15 protein-coding genes and 1 pseudogene are annotated in these 16520 nt (G+C 71.5%); 7 read left to right on the top strand and 9 right to left on the bottom strand.

Annotated elements, in window-relative coordinates; genetic code table 11:
- Positions 1-2: 2 nt before the first annotated feature.
- Positions 3-1466, bottom strand: coding sequence for an MFS transporter (locus AC31A1_RS11420; RefSeq protein ID WP_489653154.1), 1464 nt, complete (start codon positions 1464-1466; stop codon positions 3-5).
- 147 nt (positions 1467-1613) lie between these two features.
- Here AC31A1_RS11420 and AC31A1_RS11415 point away from each other — a divergent pair, with 147 nt between their 5' ends.
- Positions 1614-2192: a TetR/AcrR family transcriptional regulator gene (locus tag AC31A1_RS11415; protein ID WP_489653153.1), complete on the top strand. Its 579-nt coding sequence runs from the start codon at positions 1614-1616 to the stop codon at positions 2190-2192.
- A gap of 24 nt (positions 2193-2216) precedes the next feature.
- Here the strand turns inward: AC31A1_RS11415 and AC31A1_RS11410 are convergent, their stop codons facing one another.
- The 3 genes from AC31A1_RS11410 to AC31A1_RS11400 are packed head-to-tail and all read right to left on the bottom strand — an operon-like array spanning position 2217 to position 5928.
- On the bottom strand, positions 2217-3287 hold the full coding sequence (locus AC31A1_RS11410; RefSeq protein ID WP_489653152.1) for a maleylacetate reductase: 1071 nt from the start codon (positions 3285-3287) through the stop codon (positions 2217-2219).
- Positions 3284-4141, bottom strand: coding sequence for an intradiol ring-cleavage dioxygenase (locus tag AC31A1_RS11405; RefSeq protein ID WP_489653151.1), 858 nt, complete (start codon positions 4139-4141; stop codon positions 3284-3286). Before AC31A1_RS11405 ends, AC31A1_RS11410 begins: the two co-directional genes overlap by 4 nt.
- A gap of 41 nt (positions 4142-4182) precedes the next feature.
- A complete protein-coding gene (locus AC31A1_RS11400; protein ID WP_489653150.1) occupies positions 4183-5928 on the bottom strand; it encodes an FAD-dependent oxidoreductase in 1746 nt (581 codons plus the stop codon).
- Between the two features lie 192 nt (positions 5929-6120).
- Here AC31A1_RS11400 and AC31A1_RS11395 point away from each other — a divergent pair, with 192 nt between their 5' ends.
- Positions 6121-8019 (top strand): helix-turn-helix domain-containing protein, encoded by a 1899-nt coding sequence (locus AC31A1_RS11395; RefSeq protein ID WP_489653149.1) that lies wholly within the window; start codon positions 6121-6123, stop codon positions 8017-8019.
- Positions 8020-8073: 54 nt separating this feature from the next.
- Here AC31A1_RS11395 and AC31A1_RS11390 read toward each other — a convergent pair whose 3' ends face one another.
- Positions 8074-8592, bottom strand: coding sequence for a hypothetical protein (locus AC31A1_RS11390; protein ID WP_489653148.1), 519 nt, complete (start codon positions 8590-8592; stop codon positions 8074-8076).
- 122 nt (positions 8593-8714) lie between these two features.
- On the opposite strand from AC31A1_RS11390, the gene AC31A1_RS11385 reads away from it, so the two are divergent.
- A complete protein-coding gene (locus tag AC31A1_RS11385) occupies positions 8715-9059 on the top strand; it encodes a cupin domain-containing protein (protein WP_399003440.1) in 345 nt (114 codons plus the stop codon).
- 23 nt (positions 9060-9082) lie between these two features.
- Here AC31A1_RS11385 and AC31A1_RS11380 read toward each other — a convergent pair whose 3' ends face one another.
- Complete coding sequence (locus AC31A1_RS11380) at positions 9083-10114, bottom strand: LacI family DNA-binding transcriptional regulator (RefSeq protein ID WP_393764089.1); 1032 nt, start codon at positions 10112-10114, stop codon at positions 9083-9085.
- 107 nt (positions 10115-10221) lie between these two features.
- On the opposite strand from AC31A1_RS11380, the gene AC31A1_RS11375 reads away from it, so the two are divergent.
- The 4 genes from AC31A1_RS11375 to AC31A1_RS11360 all read left to right on the top strand — a co-directional run bounded on the left by AC31A1_RS11375 (position 10222) and on the right by AC31A1_RS11360 (position 14278).
- Positions 10222-11397, top strand: coding sequence for a phytanoyl-CoA dioxygenase family protein (locus AC31A1_RS11375; RefSeq protein ID WP_489653147.1), 1176 nt, complete (start codon positions 10222-10224; stop codon positions 11395-11397).
- Positions 11398-11416: 19 nt separating this feature from the next.
- Positions 11417-12184, top strand: a complete 768-nt coding sequence (locus tag AC31A1_RS11370) for an SDR family oxidoreductase (RefSeq protein ID WP_489653173.1) — start codon at positions 11417-11419, stop codon at positions 12182-12184.
- Between the two features lie 79 nt (positions 12185-12263).
- Positions 12264-13268: a Gfo/Idh/MocA family protein gene (locus tag AC31A1_RS11365; RefSeq protein ID WP_489653146.1), complete on the top strand. Its 1005-nt coding sequence runs from the start codon at positions 12264-12266 to the stop codon at positions 13266-13268.
- Positions 13265-14278 (top strand): Gfo/Idh/MocA family protein, encoded by a 1014-nt coding sequence (locus tag AC31A1_RS11360; RefSeq protein ID WP_489653145.1) that lies wholly within the window; start codon positions 13265-13267, stop codon positions 14276-14278. The genes AC31A1_RS11365 and AC31A1_RS11360 overlap by 4 nt, the downstream gene beginning before the upstream one ends.
- A 55-nt stretch (positions 14279-14333) precedes the next feature.
- Here the strand turns inward: AC31A1_RS11360 and AC31A1_RS11355 are convergent, their stop codons facing one another.
- From AC31A1_RS11355 to AC31A1_RS11345, 3 genes and pseudogenes are all read right to left on the bottom strand, one after another.
- Positions 14334-15353: a Gfo/Idh/MocA family protein gene (locus tag AC31A1_RS11355; protein ID WP_489653172.1), complete on the bottom strand. Its 1020-nt coding sequence runs from the start codon at positions 15351-15353 to the stop codon at positions 14334-14336.
- A 25-nt stretch (positions 15354-15378) separates the two neighbouring features.
- On the bottom strand, positions 15379-16287 hold the full coding sequence (locus AC31A1_RS11350; protein WP_489653144.1) for a sugar phosphate isomerase/epimerase family protein: 909 nt from the start codon (positions 16285-16287) through the stop codon (positions 15379-15381).
- A gap of 1 nt (position 16288) precedes the next feature.
- A pseudogene (locus tag AC31A1_RS11345) lies at positions 16289-16520 on the bottom strand (sugar ABC transporter ATP-binding protein); the annotation flags it as partial.

The following is a 16520-nucleotide window of genomic DNA, read 5'->3' as shown; positions in this document are numbered from 1 at the left end:
GGTCAGTTCAGGGCGCCGGGAGCCATCACAGACGCCTCCTCCTCCGCCTTCAGGAGCCCCGACTCGGAGGCGCTGACGGTCCTTCCTCCGCTACGGCCGGACCGGCGCGCCGGCACCAGGAGCGCGGCCAGCGCGGCGCCGAGGAGCAGCACCGCCAGCAGCGTGAACCCGTGGGTGTACCCGGAGTCGTAGGGCAGGCCGGATGCCTGGAGGTGGCCGGTGACCAGGACGCTGGTGACCGCGGCGCCGATCGAGCCGCCGATGGTGCGGATGTTGGCGTTCATGCCGGTGGCGGCGCCGGTCTGCTCGGGCGGGACGCTGCCGACGATGAGGTTGGCCATGGAGGCGAAGGCGAGTCCGATGCCGAGGCCGAAGATGCCTGCCACCACAGCGATCTGCCACTGCTGGTCGTGCCAGAGGGCGAGGATCGCGCAGGCGACCGCGCCGAGGGCGGCACCGGTGGTGAGCAGGGTCTTGGCGCCGACGATCGGTTCCAGGTGGCCGCTGAGCACACCCGAGACGAACATCGCGATCAGCATCGGGAGCATCAGCAGGCCGGACGCGGTCACGCTGGCGCCGAAGCCGTAGCCGGCGGACGACGGGGTCTGGACGAAGCCGGGCAGGAAGGACCAGATCGCGTACATGCCCGCGCCGAACAGCAGCGCGGCAGTGTTGGTCGTCCACACGGACGGCAGGCGCATCACCTTCAGGTCGATGAGCGGGCTGCGGGAGCGGGCCTCCGAGAACAGCCAGGCCGCGAAGAGGACGACGGCCGCGGCGAACAGGCCGACGACCCGCACGGAGCCCCAGCCCCAGATACCGGCCTGGCTCAGCGGCAGCAGCAGGGCGACCAGCCAGCCGGAAAGGAGCACGGCGCCGAGCCAATTGACGTGCCCCTGGGCGCGGTTGGGCGACTCGGGGACGTAGCGCACGGCGATGAGGGTGGTGACGGCGACGATGGCGACGGGGAACCAGAACAACCAGCGGTAGTCGAGCGCGGTCACGATGGGACCGGCGGCCACCATGCCGACGCCACCGCCCGCGGCGATCACGGCCGACAAGTTGCTGATGCTGCCCGGGACTTGGGACGCGTCGAACTCGTCCCGGATGATGCCGAAGGACAGCGGGAACAGCGCGCCGCCGACACCCTGGACGACCCGGGCGATGATCAGGACGCCGATGTTGGGGGCGAGCGCGGCGACCAGACAGCCGGCCAGCACCGCGACGAGGACGGCGACGAGGGTGCGCTTCTTGCCGACCAGGTCGCCGACGCGGCCGAGTATCGGGGTGAAGACCGAGGCGGACAGCAGGTAGGCCGTCATCACCCAGGTCGCGGTGGACTGGGAGGTGTGCAGCGCGTGCTGGACGGTCGGCAGGGCCGGCGCGATCAGCGACTGCAGCATGGCGAACACGCCCGCACCGGTCGCGAGGACCGCGAAGGTGAGGCGGGAGGACTTGCGGGGCATCGAGAGCCTCTCCGGAACAAGCGAACGGGGGTGCGCCCGCGCACGGCGTGGCGGCGGAACGCGCCCACACTGCTAAAGTGGAGGTACCCCTCCACCATAGCGGAGGCATACCTCCGGTTCAACCGAGCCCGCCCCTGGGAGGCACCCGTGACGGCCCAGCCGTTCCCCGTCAGCGAGATCGTCGCCGCACAGCGCCCACACCGTAAGGACGCGGCCCGCAACTACGACGCCCTGCTGGCCGCCGCGCGCGAGGCCTTCGCGGAGCACGGTGCGGAGGCGTCCCTGGAGGACATCGCGCGCCGTGCGGGTGTCGGCATCGGCACCCTCTACCGCAACTTCCCGACCCGCCGGGCCCTCTTCGAGAGCGTCTACGCGGACGACGTGAACGCCCTGTGCCAGGCCGCTCTGACCGTCGCCGACCAAGAGCCGTGGGAGGCGCTGACCTCGTGGCTGAACCGGTTCGCGGGCTACATGGTGACCAAGCAGGCGGTGCGCGAGGCGCTGGACAACGACTCGGAGATCTTCGGGACCTGCCGCGAGTCGATGTTCTCGGCGGGCGGCCCGCTGTTCGAGCGCGCACAGAAGGCGGGCCTGGCCCGCACGGACATGGACTTCGGTGATCTGCTGCGCCTGGTGGCCGGGGTCACCGGCACGACGTTCGTGGACGACACCCAGCGCGACCGCGTCCTGGCGATCGCGCTGGACGGCGTCCGCACGAACCACTGACCACGCGGACCTCTGAACGGCCGTTTACGCGGGGGGCGTTCCCTCGTACGCCGCGCGCAGCAGCGCGAGCACCCCGTCCTCGGTGACGGACCGGGGGTTGGCGTATGCCTGACTCACCGCCTGTGCCGCCGCCGTCGCCAAGTCGCCCTCCTTCATGCCGAGTTCGGCGAGCGAGCGCGGTGCGTCGAGCCGCCTCGCCAGGTCCCACAGGGCGCGCGGTGCGTCGTCGGCGTCCAGTGCGCGGGCCACGACGGAGGCCGTCAGCGGTGCGGCGGGCGCGTTGTACGCCAGCGCGTACGGCAGGACCACCGTGTGCGTCTCCGCGTGCGGCAGGCCGAAGGTGCCGCCGAGGACGTGGCACAGCTTGTGGTGCAGGCCCATGGTCGTGGCGCCGAGGCAGGAACCGCACAGCCAGGCCCCGTACAGGGCACCACCCCGGGCCGCCAACGACCGTGGTTCGGCGGCCAGTTGGGGCAGTGCGCCCGCCAAAGCCCCTACGCCCTCCTCCGCCATGAGGGCGATCAGGGGTGAGGTGTCCGGGGCGTAGAGGGCTTCCACGGCGTGCGCGATCGCGTTGATGCCGCTGGTCACCGTGAGCGGTACGGGGAGTTCCAGGGTGAGTTCGGGGTCGTAGACGACGCTGCGGGGCAGGACGGCGGGGTCGCGGCCGGTGCGTTTGGCGCCGTTCTCGGTGAGGCCCCAGACCGGGGTCATCTCGGAGCCGGCGTAGGTGGAGGGGACGGCGATCAGCGGGAGGCCGGTGCGCAGGGCGATCGCCTTGCCGAGGCCGACCGCGGAGCCGCCGCCGACCGCGACGCAGCCGTCGGCGCCCAGCGTGCGCGCCAACTCGACCGCACGGTCGACGACTTCGACCGGGACGTGCATCTTCGCCTCGGCGTGCACCCCGACGCACACCTCCCCCAGCGAGTCTGCGACCGCCCGCGCGGTCTCGGCACCCCGGGCGCCCGAGAGCACCAACACCCGCCGCAGACCGAGCCGTTCGGCCTCTCCTGCGGTCGCGGTGAGCGCGGCGCCGGGGCGGAACACGACACGCATGGGCCGGGCATCGTAGGCGAAGTCCAGGAAGTCCTTCACGCGCGGTCCAGGACGAGGTCGAAGCGGGCGTGGCGGAAGGGGTTCTCGATGCCGAACTCCCTTGCCAGGGACGGGTCGTCGGTCGGGGTGAAGTCCTCGACGAGGCTCTGTTTGACGGCGAAGACGGCGTCGGAGTCCAAGTAGTCGCTGCCCGCCACGAAGATGTGGGTGGTGACCGGGGAGTGGCCCTCGGCCGAGGCGATGAAGTGGATGTGGGCCGGGCGGTAGGGGTGGCGGCCGGTGGCCTTGAGGAGTTCGCCGACGGGGCCGTCCGTGGGGATGGGGTACGGGCTCGGGACGCAGGTGCGGAACCAGAAGCGGCCCTCGGCGTCCGCGGTGAACAACCCCCGTCCGTTGCCCGGGGGTTGGACGTCCGGCTGCTGCACGTCGTAGAAGCCGTGGCCGTCGGCCTGCCACACGTCGAGGAGGGCGCCGGGCAGCGGGGTGCCGTCGCCGGAGACGATCCGGCCGCTGACCACGCAGGGCTCGCCGCCGCCCACCAGGTCGATGTTCGCGCCGAGTTCGCGGACCGGCGACTCGGTCATGTGGAAGGGGCCCAGGACCGTCGACTCGGTGGAACCGGCGGCCCGGTCACCGTTGATGGTCTCCACCAGCATCGACAGGCCGAGCACGTCCGACAGGAGGATGAACTCCTGCCGGGTGTCCGTGCACATCTTCCCGGTCTCCGTCAGGAAGCCGATCGCCCGCTCCCACTCCGCCTGGGTGAGGCGGGTCTCCCGCGCGAACGCGTGGAGGTGCCGGATCAGGCCGGTCAGCAGTTCACGCAGGCGGGGATCGGCCGTCCCCTCCAGACTGGCGACGGCCTCGTCCGTGACGGTGACGTCAGTGGTCATTGCGGCTCCCTACCCTGTGCGAACTGCCCCTGTGTGACATGTCAGCCGTGCCCGAGGATGCGTCGCAACGCGTCCGTGAGCAACTGTCCGGCGTTCTCGGCCGCGTCGGCGTGGCGGAAAGCGACATAGCCGTCGGGGCGGACGAGGAGCGCGCCCCCGTCGGACACCTCGCTGAGGCGGGCCCAGTCGCCGTACGGGTCGTCGTACTCCTGGCCGGGGCCGATCACGACCGTGGCGATGTCCAGGGACTGCGCCTGCGCCGCGCGCACCCAGGCCTCGCCGCCGATGCCGGTGAGGAGGGTGAAGCGGCCCTTGCCGACCGTGTCGAGGGTCGAGACGGTGCGGGAGCCGGAGGTGATCCAGGCGTGCGGGAGCTTGGCGCCGGGGCGGGAGCTGGGCTGGTGGTACAGCTCGCGGTCGCGTTCGAAGCCGGGATCGGGCGTGCCGTCCGGGACGACGGCGGTCGAACTCTCCGCGGAATAGCGCTGGTTGAGGTCGACACCGTGCGCGTTGAACTCGTACACCTTGAAGGCGATCGCCTCGCGCAGCGCGGCCCGCTGCTTGGCCGCGGCCTCCGTGGCGTCCTTGCGGGCCTCGATGTTGGCCCACAACTGCTCGGGCGTCTGCGGCGAAAGCCCGTCGAGCGCCTCGAAGATCGGGGCGGTCTCGCCGATGGACTTGTTGGCGCGGGTGACGATCTGCTTGCCGACGGGGGCGCGTTCGGCGTCGTAGCTGTCGAGGAGCTTCGGCGTGGCGGTGCCGTCGAGGACCAGCTTCAGCTTCCAGGCCAGGTTGTAGGCGTCCTGGATCGACGTGTTGGAGCCGAGCCCGTTCGACGGCGGGTGACGGTGCACGGCGTCACCGGCGCACAGGACACGGCCGTTGGCGTAGGTCTCGGCGTACATCTCGTTGACCGTCCACGCGGAGGACGACTTGATGGTCACCGGGATCTCGTCGTCGCCGACCAACTGCCGGACGACGGACAGGGCGTACTCCTCGGTGAGGTCGGGGGCGCCGGCGCTCACGTCGTAACCCCACACGATCAGCCACTCGTTCCAGGGCTTGACGCAGCGCACCAGGCCCGCGCCGATGCCGCCGACGGTGGCGCCGGGGGCGAGCACCCAGTAGAGGGTGGAGGGCCGGTGGGCGGTGTACTTCGACAGGTCCGCGTCGAAGACGATGTTGATGCTGCCCGCGACGCCCATCTGGCCGCCCATCGGCAGCCCGGCGTCCTCGGCGACCTGCGAGCGGCCGCCGTCGGCGCCGATGAGGTACTTGGCGCGGATCTGGTACTCGTCGCCGCGCAGCCGGTCCTCGACGGTGACCGTGACGCCGTCCTCGTCCTGGACGAAGGACTTGTAGACCGTGCTGAAGCGGACGTTGGAGCCGCGCGCGAGCGCCGCGTCGATCAGGACCGGCTCCATCAGGTGTTGCGGCATGTCGCACATGCGGGTCGGGCTGGCCAGGTCGTGGGCGGCCTGCACGAGCGGTTCGTTGCCCCAGGAACGGATCCGGCCCAGCTCCTCGCCGGCGAGGCTGGTGCAGAACGTGGTGTTGCCCATCAGGTTCTGCGGCGTCGCCTTGGCCAGCACCTCGTCCTCGACGCCGAGGTCGCGCAGGATCTCCATGGTGCGCTGGTTGGTGATGTGCGCGCGGGGCGTCCTGGTGAGGCGCGAGTAGCGCGTGACGACGATGTGGGGCACGCCGTAGGTGCTCAGTGCCAGCGCGGCACAGGCCCCGGCCGGGCCGCTGCCCACGATCAGTACGTCGGTCTCGACAACGTGCACGGCGGGACGCTCCAGGGGTGAGGCAGGGGTGCGACGGAGGTGGGTCAGGTTGAGACAGGGTGAGGCAGAGGTGAGAAAGGCACCGACTCTTCACGATCATGATGCGGGCCGGACCTGCTCGGGTGTCTCATTACGAGACAGTTACAGCCCCTCGGCGGCCGCCGCCACGGGCCCGATACGGTGAGAGGCGTCATGACCACCCTGGATCACTCCCCCGCCCTCGCCCCGCTCCGCCAGGCACGCGAGCGGTTCCTGAGCGGCCGCCCACTGCCCGACGACGTCCCGGACGAGGTCCTCGCGGCCTGGCGCCGCGCCCGCTTCTTCGGCGTACGGCACGACCTCGATGGACCGGTCCATGAGCCCGAACTCCTCGCCGAATCCGCCCTGTTGGAGGCGGCGCGGCCCGTCCTGGAGCGCATCGCGCCGGCGCTCGGCCACTCGGCGCTGCTCCTCACCGACGAGCGTCTGCGGGTGCTGTGGACCACGGGCGAGGTCCCCGGCGACGACCGCTGCCGCGACCTGTCCGAGCGCGAGGTGGGCCACAACAGCGCGGCCCTCGCCCTGCGCGCCCGGCGCCGGGCCGAGGTGCACGGCCCCGAGCACTTCCTCGACGTGTGGCAGGACGTGTCCGCCGTCAGCGTCCCCCTGCTCGCCCCGGATACCGGGCAGGCAGTCGGCACGGTGACCGTAGCGTCCGCCCTGTGCGCCGGCTGCGGCCCGCACCCCGGGTCCGCCCTCGCCGAAGCGACAGCCACCGCGGTCGAAGCGGAACTACTCGCCCGTTCCCGCACCGCCGAACGGGTGCTCCTCGACGCCTACACCCGGGCGGCCGCCCACAGCCCGGACCGCGCGATCGTCGCCCTCGACGGCCGCAACCGCATCGTCAGCGAGGCCGCCGTCCGCCTCGCGACACCCCAGGTACTGGCCGCGTTGGAACGGTCCAGCACGAGCGAGCGCACCTCCGGCGCACGGCCGCCCCACGACTCACGGCCGCCCCACGACTCACGGCCGCCTCAGGACACCGGGTGCGGTCCGGTGTTGGAACGGTCCCACGACGCCGGGGGCGGTTCGAGCCGGGAGCGGCGGGCCGACGCCGGGAGCGGTCCCGTGGTGGAACGGTCCAACGACGCCGTATGCCGTCCAGTGCGGGAGCAGTCCTACGACGTGACGCTCCCCGACGGTGCCGGGTGCACCGCCGAGATCACACCCGTACGGCATGAGGGCCGCGTCCTCGGGATCGTCGCCGTCCTGGAAGCGCGCGCCGCCGAGGTGCCGGTGCCGCGTCTCGCTCCGCGCCCCGCGCTGGCGCTCGCGGGTGGTTCGGTGCCCTGGCGGCACGCGGTCGCCCGGGCGGTGGAGCTGGCCCGGGTCCATGAGCCGCTGCTGCTGACCGGTGAGCGCGGGAGCGGCAAGACCGCGCTGGCCCGTGAACTGCTCGACGGGACCGTGCCGTTGGTCGCCGATGCCGCCGAGTCGCCCGAACTGGGCGTGAAGTACAGCGAGTTGGCCGACGGCCGCCCGCTGCTCCTGCGGCACGCGGAACGGCTGGCCCAGCCGGACGTCGCCGCGCTCAACTCCCTGCTCGACGAGCACCCGGACATCCATCTGCTGGTCACCTACACGCCCGGCACTCCCCCGGGCCCGTGCTTCCAGCGCCTCCTGGACACTTTGGCCGCCCGCTCGGTGACCGTGCCCGCGTTGCGTGAACGCCCGGAGGACATAAGGGAGTTGCTGCCGGTCCTGGCGCCCCGCCCGGTGCCGGGACAGCCGCCGCTCACCTGGACCCTGGACGCGCTCCGGGCCCTGGAGGAACACCCCTGGCCCGGGAACGTCACCGAACTCGCCCATGTCGTCAGGGCGTTGGCGGAACACCGGCGGGTCACCGGCCCGGTGCGGCGGGCCGAGTTGCCCGATCCCGTGCGGGAGGGTCCCGCGGCCCGGCGGCTCAGCCCGATGGAGCATGCCGAACGCACGGCGATCCTGGCGGCGTTGCGCCGGCACGGGGGCAACAAGGCGCGGGCTGCTGCCGCGTTGGGGATCGGGCGGGCGACGCTGTACCGCAAGCTGCGCGGTTACCGGGACGTTCCGTAGGGCGTCCTGTAGGCGGGTGCCGTTTGGTGAACAGGCTGAACAGACCGAACGGGCCTATTTGATCAGGGCGTTGGCCACGACGACCACCACCCCGAGCAGCGCGTCCACCGCCCCGATTGCCACGGCGGCCACCCAACTCCGCGCCGACCAGCGGGCCGTGACCAGCCCCAGGCAGAACAGCAGCGCGATGTTGAGGACGAACGCCGCGTACTCGACGCCGTTCGCGGGCCACCACCCCCAGCCCGCCCCGGCGAGCAGCAGCACGGTGGGCAGCGCGGCGGCGACCAGGGGCCACTCGTCGCGCAGGGTGCGCAGAGCGTCCCAGCGGCGGTGCGGGGCGCGCTCGGCGATGTAGTGGGCGTACCCGTGGGCGAGTGCCGAGGCGGCGGCGGTCACCAGCAGCCACAGGGCGTCGTAGCGGCGGCTGGCCGTGTCGGTGTGCCCGTACTGGGTGAGCGCGGCGACCATCGAGCAGGCGAGGACGGAGCCGTAGACGCCCCCGAAGAGGATGTTCTCCCGGGTCTCGTGCGGGTGGGGGTGCGGCTCGGGGACGGCTGCCGTGGTCTGCGCCATGCCCTCCACGATCACCCGGCCCCGCCCGGGCCGCCACTTCGCGACGAAGTGTCCTCCGACCTGGGCCGATACCCCACACAGTGTCCACGCCTGGACCGGTCCACCCCGGCTAGGGTCGCGGCATGACGCACAGTTTCGTAGTCCGTATCCCCGACGCCGAGCTCGAACCCGAGCCGCTCGATCCGGCGCAGATCGTCTCCGGTACGCCCGAGGTCACCGGGAAGGTCGTGTGGGAGTCCGAGGACGGCAAGCAGATCCGCGGGATCTGGCAGATCACGCCGGGTGTGGTCACCGACACGGAGGCGGACGAGTTGTTCGTCGTGATCAGCGGTTCGGCCACGATCGAGGTCGAGGGCGGCGAGACGCTGACGGTCGGTCCCGGGGACCTGGCCGTGCTGCGCGAGGGCGACCGTACGACGTGGACGGTGCACGAGACGCTGCGCAAGGCGTACGCGATCAACCTGTGAGCCGACTCAACCGCTGAACGGGGTCAACGCGGCGGTGTCGTAGGCAGGTTGTAGGGCGTGACGACCTGGATCGCGGACGGCAGGGTCGGGCCCGCGGGCGGCAGGGCGTCGTGTGCGCGCATGACGATGCGGCAGGCCTCGCGGACGTCCTGGCGCAGGTCGTGGTGGAGGACGGCCGACAGGTGCTGCTCGTGCAGCAGCCGGGTGTTGTCGTGGTCGAGGTCGTGCGCGACGAACACGGCGCACTCGCGGCCCAGGTCGGCGAAGGCGCGCAGGGTCGCGATGTTGCCGCCGCCGATCGAGTAGACCGCGCGGATGTCCGGGTCGCGCTTGAGGGCGGCCCGGACGAGCTCGTACTGGGTGGCGTCCAGGCCGTGGCCCTCGGTGATCTCGACGAGCGCGCGTTCCGGGTAGCGGGCGCGCATGGTGCTGCGGAAGCCCATCTCGCGTTCTTCCTCGTTGCGGAAGAAACCGCTGCTCAGGCTGGTGAGGACGTTGCCGGGGCGGTCGCCGAGCCACTGGCCCATCAGGTAGGCGGCCGTCGCGCCCGCCGCCCGGTTGTCTATGCCGACGTAGGCCAGGCGGGCGCTCGCGGGCAGGTCGGTGACCAGGGTGACGACCGGGATCCCGGCGGCGACGAGCCGTCCGACGGCGGCGGTGATCTCGGGGACGTCCGGCGCCTTGAGGATGACGCCCTGCGAGCCGCGCCGCACGATCCTGTCCAGGGTCCCGACCAGCTCCTTCACCGGCGCGGTCTCCCGGAAGTGGAAACGCGAGCGCACGACGGCCGGGTGCAGGTCGGGCAGCTCCGCCTCCAGCGCGTTCCGTACGGCGGTGGAGAAGCGCTCCGGCGTCTGCATCACGATGTCGATCATGAACGTACGGCCGACGAGCCTGACCTGGGTGCGCTGCCGGTCGAGATCGGCGATGGCCTGGCGCACCTCACGCTCGGTGCTCTCGCGCACACCGCCCCTGCCGTTCAGCACCCGGTCCACGGTGGCCTCACTGAGACCCGCCTGACGTGCGATTTCCCGGATCGGGAAGGGGTGTCCCACCGGTCATCTCCTTGAGGGGTTTTTGATGGCTTGCTGCTGGTTGTTCGAAGGGTTTGTACTGACAAGAATGACAGGACCGCACCGCTCCGTGACCCGAGGGGACGACGATGTCCTTCACATCAGCAGGAACCCGCGCCTGGCTCGCCGAGCAGGACTGCGACCTCGACACCTTCCGCGCGCTCGTCGAGCAGCCGACCGACCTGGCCGACTTCCCGTTCGCGTCCTCGGTCGAGCGGAACGTCCTCGTCTACGACAGCGACCGGCTCCGCAAGTCCGTGGCGGCCGGCGAGCGCCGCGAGGTGCAGGCCGAGCTGGTGCGGGCGTTCGCCGAGGGGCCCGGCATCGTGGTCCTCAAGGGCGCCTTCCCGGACCTGTCGGTGGTGGACCGTTCCACCGAGGTGTTCGAGGCCCTGATCGCCGAGCAGCGCGCCTCGGGCGCGGGCGCCGGGGACCACTTCGCGAAGCCCGGGGCCAACGACCGGGTGTGGAACGCGCTGGAGAAGGCCGCGCTCTACGACCCGGAGGCGTTCGCCGACTACTACGCGAACGACATCCTGGCCCTGGTGTCCGTCGCGTGGCTCGGCCCCGGCTACCAGGTCACCTCGCAGATCAACGTGGTCCACCCGGGCGGCGCCGCGCAGACCGTGCACCGCGACTACCACCTCGGGTTCCTCACGAACGAGGTCGCCGCCGAATATCCGGCACACGTGCACCGTCTCTCCCCCGTGCTCACGCTCCAAGGGGCGGTCGCGCACTGCGACATGCCAGTCGAGTCCGGCCCGACGATGTATCTGCCGCACTCCCAGAAGTACGAGCCGGGCTATCTGGCGTGGCGACTCCCGGAATTCCAGGCCTACTTCGAGTCGCACTACATCCAACTCCCGCTCGCCAAGGGCGATGCCGCGTTCTTCAACCCGGCGCTCTTCCACGCGGCCGGCACCAACCGCACGGCGGACGTGCGGCGCATGGCCAACCTGCTCCAGGTGTCCTCCGCGTTCGGGCGGGCCATGGAGACGGTGGACCGCGAGGCCGTCAGCAACGCCGTCTACCCGGTCCTGCTCCAGCGCAAGGCCGAGGGCGTGGGCGAGGAGTGGCTGGACACGGTCGTCGCGGCGAGCGCCGAGGGCTATCCGTTCCCGACCAACCTCGACAACGACCCGCCGGTCGAGGGGCTGGCCCCGCCTTCGCAGGCCGACCTCGTGCGCCGCGCGGTGCGTGAGGCCTGGGACCCGCAGGCACTCCGCGGGGAACTGCGGGCCGGTGCCGAGCGGCGAGAGAGCTGAGGGAACACCAATGAGCACCATGGGGCTTCGACTTCTCGACGACAAGGTCCTCCTCGTCAACGGCGGCAGTCAGGGCGTGGGCGCCGCGATCGTGCGGGCGGCGGTGCGCGAGGGCGCGAAGGTCGTCTTCACCGGCCGCCGCGCGGAGGTGGGCGAGAAGCTCACCGCGGACACCGGCGCCCGCTTCGTGCGGGCCGACCTCGCCGATCCGGCGCAGGCACGCGACAGCGTCGTACGGGCCGTCGAGGCTTTTGGGCGCGTCGACTGCCTCGTCAACGCGGCCGGGCTGACCTCACGCGGCTCACTGCTGGACACCACACCCGAACTGTTCGACCAGCACATGGCGATCAACCTGAAGGCACCGTTCTTCGCCATGCAGGCGGCGGTCGCCGACATGACCTCCCGCAAGGCGCCGGGCACGATCGTCAACATCGGCTCCAACTGCGCCCACGGCGGCCCGCCCTACCTCGCCCCGTACTCCACGGCCAAGGCCGGTCTCGCGGGCCTGACCCGCAACGCCGCGCACGCGCACCGCTTCGACCGGATCCGGATCAACACCGTCAACATCGGCTGGACCGACACCGAAGGCGAGGACGCCACCCAACGCGCCTTCCACGGCGCGGGCGACGACTGGCGCGAGCAGGCCGCCGCCCGTCAGCCGATGGGCAAGCTCGGCCAGCCGGACGAGATCGCCGACTTCGTGGTGTTCCTGCTGTCCGACCGGTCCGGAGTGGTCACCGGTTCGGTGATCGACTGGGACCAGAACGTCCTGGGCGCCCTCGACTGACCGTCCGCGTCCGGCAATTGACCCGCCGCAAGAAAACCGCCGCACCAAACCCGCACCTCTCAAGAAAGCAAGAGCCCTCATGCGCATCGGAATCCTCGGCCTCGGCCGCATCGGCGCCTTCCACGCCGAGACTCTGTCCGGACTCGACGTCGTCGAGTCCCTCGTCGTCGCCGACCCGTTCGCGGAGGCCGCGAAGAAGGCCGCCGAGCGGTTCGGCGCCGAGGTCGCGGACTCCCCCGAGGCCGTGCTGGCCGCCGGGATCGACGGTGTCGTCATCGCCGCGGCGACCGACGCCCACCCCGGCCTGATCCTGGCCGCCGTCGAGGCGGGCATCCCCGTCTTCTGCGAGAAGCCCGTCGCCAAGACGATGGCCGAGGGCGTCCAGGTCCTCAAGGCCGTCGAGGGCAGCGACGTGCCGATCCAGATCGGCTACAACCGCCGCTTCGACGCCGGCTTCGTCGCCGCGCGCGCCGCCGTACAGTCCGGCGAGTTGGGCAAGCTGCACACCGTGCGCTCCACCACGCTGGACCCGGCGCCGCCGCCGGCCGCGTACATCGCGGCGTCCGGGGGCATCTTCCGCGACTGTTCGGTCCACGACTTCGACATCATCCGCTGGGTCACCGGCCGCGAGGTCACCGAGGTGTACGCGGTCGGCGGCAACCGGGGCGCCGAGTACATCAAGGAGGCGGGCGACGCCGACACCACCGGCGCGATCCTCACCCTGGACGACGGCACCATCGCGGTGGTCTCCAACTCCCGGCACAACGCCCGGGGTTACGACGTCCGCATGGAGATCCACGGCTTCGCGGACTCCATCGCGGTGGGCCTGGAGGACAAGCTGCCGCTGCGCTCGGTCGAGCCGGGCGTGACGTTCCCGGCGGGCACCCCGCACGACTTCTTCATGGACCGCTTCACGGCCGCCTACCGCACCGAACTCACCGCGTTCACCGAGGTCGTGGCCGGCACCCGCACCTCGCCGTGCACGGTCGCGGACGCCCTGGAGGCGGGCTGGATCGCCGACGCCTGCACCCTGTCGCTGCACGAGCACCGCCCCGTCACCATCCAGGAGGTACGGGAGGCATGAGCGGTCCGGGCCGGGAACCCCTGCGCATCGGAGTACTGGGAGCGGCTCGGATCACCGAGAACTCCCTGATCGGTCCCGCCCGGACGACCGGCCACCGCGTTGTCGCGGTGGCCGCGCGCGACCGGTCCCGGGCCGAGGCGTACGCCGCCGCGCACCGCGTCGAACGGGTCGCGGACTCCTACGCCGACCTGATCGCCGACCCGGAGGTGGAGGTCGTCTACAACCCGCTCGCCAACGGACTGCACGGACCGTGGAACCTCGCCGCGGTCGCGGCGGGCAAGCACGTCCTGTCGGAGAAGCCGTCGGCGAGCAACGCGGAGGAGGCGGCCGAGGTGAGGGAGGCCGCCGCCACATCCGGGACGGTCTTCATGGAGGCCTTCCACTACCTCTTCCACCCGGTCACCCGGCGCCTGCACGAGCTGCTGGCCTCCGGTGAACTCGGCGAACTCCGGCACGTCGAGACGCTCGTCGCGATCCCGGCCCCGCCGGACACCGACCCGCGCTGGTCCCTGGCCCTGGCCGGCGGCGCCGTGATGGACCTGGGCTGCTACAGCCTGCACGCCCAGCGGATGCTGGCCCCCTGGGCGGGCGGCGCCCCGCAGTTGGTGAAGGCCCGCGCCGGCGAACGCGCGGGCGCACCCGGCGTCGACGAGTGGCTGGACGCCGACCTCGTCTTCCCCAGCGGCGCCACGGGCTCGGCCCGCTGTCACATGGCGTACGACGAACTGGTGATGAGCTGCCGGATCGTCGGCAGCCGCGGTGAGGCGTTCGCGCCGAACTTCGTGCTGCCGCAGCTGGACGACCGGGTCGTCATCCGGACGACGGACGGCGAACGCACCGAGCGGCTCGGCCGGCGGTCGTCGTACACCTATCAACTGGAGGCGTTCGCGGCCCGGTTGAGAAGTGGCTCGCCGCTGCCGATGGGTGCGGACGACGCCGTGGCGACGATGACGTTGATCGACGCGTGCTACCGGGAGGCGGGGCTGGGACCCCGACCGCGAAAAGTGTGACACTTCTCGGCGAAGTGTCACACTTTTCCGCGACAGGTACGGCGGCCCCGCGCACTCACCGGTAGAACGCGGGCCGCTCCACCAACTCGACCTCTACGCGCACGCCGTCCTCCAGCGCCCGCACCCCCGCCTCGCACACGGCCGCCGCCGCGTACCCGTCCCACACGCTCGGCCCGGTGACCTCGCCGTGACGGGTCGCGTCGACCCAGGTCTGGATCTCGCGGTCGTAGGCGTCGGCGAAGCGTTCGACGTAGTCCTGGGCGATGGTGCCGCCCCAGCGGCCGGCCATGTTGGTGACCATGGCGTGGCCGTCTCCGATGCGGGCGGTGCCGCGTTCGCAGACGATCTCGGCCTGGACCTGGTAGCCGAAGCCGCAGTTGACGAACATCTCGACGTCGACGATCGCGCCGCCGTCGGTCTCGAAGACGACGAACTGCGGGTCCTGGAGACCGTCCGGCGCGCTCGCCGTGGGGCGCGGGCGCAGCACCGTCACCGCCGTGATCTCGTGGCCGAGCAGCCAGCGCGTCACGTCCGTCTCATGGGCCACGGAGTCGCTGATGAGCATGGAGCTGGTGAAGAAGGGCGGGCTGGCGGCGTTGCGGTGCCGGTTGTGGAGCATGAGCGGTCTGCCCAACTGGCCTGTTTCCAGAAGGGACTTGAGCTTCATGTACTCGGCGTCGTAGCGCCGCATGAAGCCGACCTGCACCCGGCGGTGGCCGAGGCGCAGCTCCGCCTCCATCACCCGGAGCGCCGAGGCCGCGTCCGGCGTGAGCGGCTTCTCGCACAGCACCGGGAGGTCGTGCTCGAAGGCCGCGAGGAGGGCGGCCTCGTGGGCGGGGCCCGGTGAGGCGATCAGGACCGCGTCGACGTCGGCCGCCGCCATCGCCGCGGCCGGGTCGGTGTACGCGGTGCAGCCGTCGGCACCGGACGCGATCCGTTTGGCGCGCTCCGCGTCGATGTCCACGACGGCGGTCACCCGGGCTCCGTTGACCACGTCCTGGATCCTGCGGACGTGGTCGGCGCCCATTTTTCCGGTTCCGACGACTGCCACTCCGAGCGGGTCGCGCGGGTTCATGGCCATCGGCCGTCCTTTCGGGTCGTCAGGCACCGCAGGAACGGAGGAACTTGCGGGTGCGCTCCGCGATGGGGAGCGGCTTGTCCGGCTCGCACGGGTACATGTCCTGCTCGACGATCGCGAACAGCTCCACGCCCAGGCGCTGCGCCGCGATCAGCACCGGCTCCAACTCCGGTACGCCGGACGGCGGTTCACACATCACTCCGCGGGCCACGGCCGGTCCGAACGGCACCTCGTTCCTGACGACGTCGGCGAGGATCTCCGGGTCGACCTGCTTGAGGTGCAGATAGCCGATGCGTTCGCCGTACGTCTCGATCAGCTTGACGCTGTCGCCGCCGCAGTAGGCGTAGTGCCCGGTGTCCAGGCAGAGGTTGACCAGTTCGGAGTCGGTCGAGTCGAGGAAGCGCTCGACGTGGTCCTCGGTGTCGAGGTGGGTGTCGGCGTGCGGGTGGACGACGATGTCGAGCCCGTACGCCTCCTTGACCTCGTGCCCGAGCCGCTCCATGCCCTTGGTGAGGTGGGCCCACTGCTCGCCGGACAGCTCCGGCGGCTCCAGGAGCTCGGCGGTCTTGTCGTCCCGCCAGAAGGAGGGGATGACGACCAGGTGCCGCGCGCCCATCGCCTGGGTGAGCGCGGCGACTTGGCTGACGTGCTCCCACGTCGCGTCCCAGACGGACGGGCCCCGGTGCAGGCCGGTGAAGACCGTGCCCGCGGAGACCTTCAGGTCACGCCGGGCGGTCTCGTCCGTGAGCCGGGCCGGGTCGGTCGGCAGATAGCCGTACGGGCCCAGCTCGATCCAGGGGTAGCCGGCCTGCGCGACCTCGTCCAGGAACCGTTGCCACGGCACCTGTTGGGGGTCGTCCGGGAACCACACGCCCCACGAGTCGGGGGCGGAGCCGACCCGGATGCGGTCCAGGAAGGGACGGTCCGACATGTCAGGCGGTCCCTTCGGGAGACGCGGCCACCGGCGCCTTCAGGTCCTTCTCCTCGGGGAGCTCCTCGACGTCGACGCCGCGTACCTGGGACAACTCGTGCTTGAGCGCGGCGAGTTCGGTGCCGCCCGCCATGTGGTTGGTGAGCTCTTCCAGCGTGATCTCGCTGCGTTCGGCGGAGAGTTCCATCGTGCCCAGCCGCAGGACGCTGAAGTGGTCGCCGACCATGTAGGCG

Source organism: Streptomyces sp. P5F9, assembly GCF_057961495.1.
Note: the sequence above shows the minus strand (reverse complement) of the source record. Positions and strands in the feature narration are given on the sequence as shown.

Coding starts and splice junctions, on each gene's coding strand:
- AC31A1_RS11420 (WP_489653154.1), bottom strand. CDS start 1,466: ATGCCCCGCAAGTCCTCCCGCCTCACCTTCGCGGTCCTCGCGACCGGT.
- AC31A1_RS11405 (WP_489653151.1), bottom strand. CDS start 4,141: ATGACCACTGACGTCACCGTCACGGACGAGGCCGTCGCCAGTCTGGAG.
- AC31A1_RS11395 (WP_489653149.1), top strand. CDS start 6,121: ATGACCACCCTGGATCACTCCCCCGCCCTCGCCCCGCTCCGCCAGGCA.
- AC31A1_RS11390 (WP_489653148.1), bottom strand. CDS start 8,592: ATGGCGCAGACCACGGCAGCCGTCCCCGAGCCGCACCCCCACCCGCAC.
- AC31A1_RS11385 (WP_399003440.1), top strand. CDS start 8,715: ATGACGCACAGTTTCGTAGTCCGTATCCCCGACGCCGAGCTCGAACCC.
- AC31A1_RS11375 (WP_489653147.1), top strand. CDS start 10,222: ATGTCCTTCACATCAGCAGGAACCCGCGCCTGGCTCGCCGAGCAGGAC.
- AC31A1_RS11370 (WP_489653173.1), top strand. CDS start 11,417: ATGGGGCTTCGACTTCTCGACGACAAGGTCCTCCTCGTCAACGGCGGC.
- AC31A1_RS11365 (WP_489653146.1), top strand. CDS start 12,264: ATGCGCATCGGAATCCTCGGCCTCGGCCGCATCGGCGCCTTCCACGCC.
- AC31A1_RS11360 (WP_489653145.1), top strand. CDS start 13,265: ATGAGCGGTCCGGGCCGGGAACCCCTGCGCATCGGAGTACTGGGAGCG.
- AC31A1_RS11355 (WP_489653172.1), bottom strand. CDS start 15,353: ATGAACCCGCGCGACCCGCTCGGAGTGGCAGTCGTCGGAACCGGAAAA.
- AC31A1_RS11350 (WP_489653144.1), bottom strand. CDS start 16,287: ATGTCGGACCGTCCCTTCCTGGACCGCATCCGGGTCGGCTCCGCCCCC.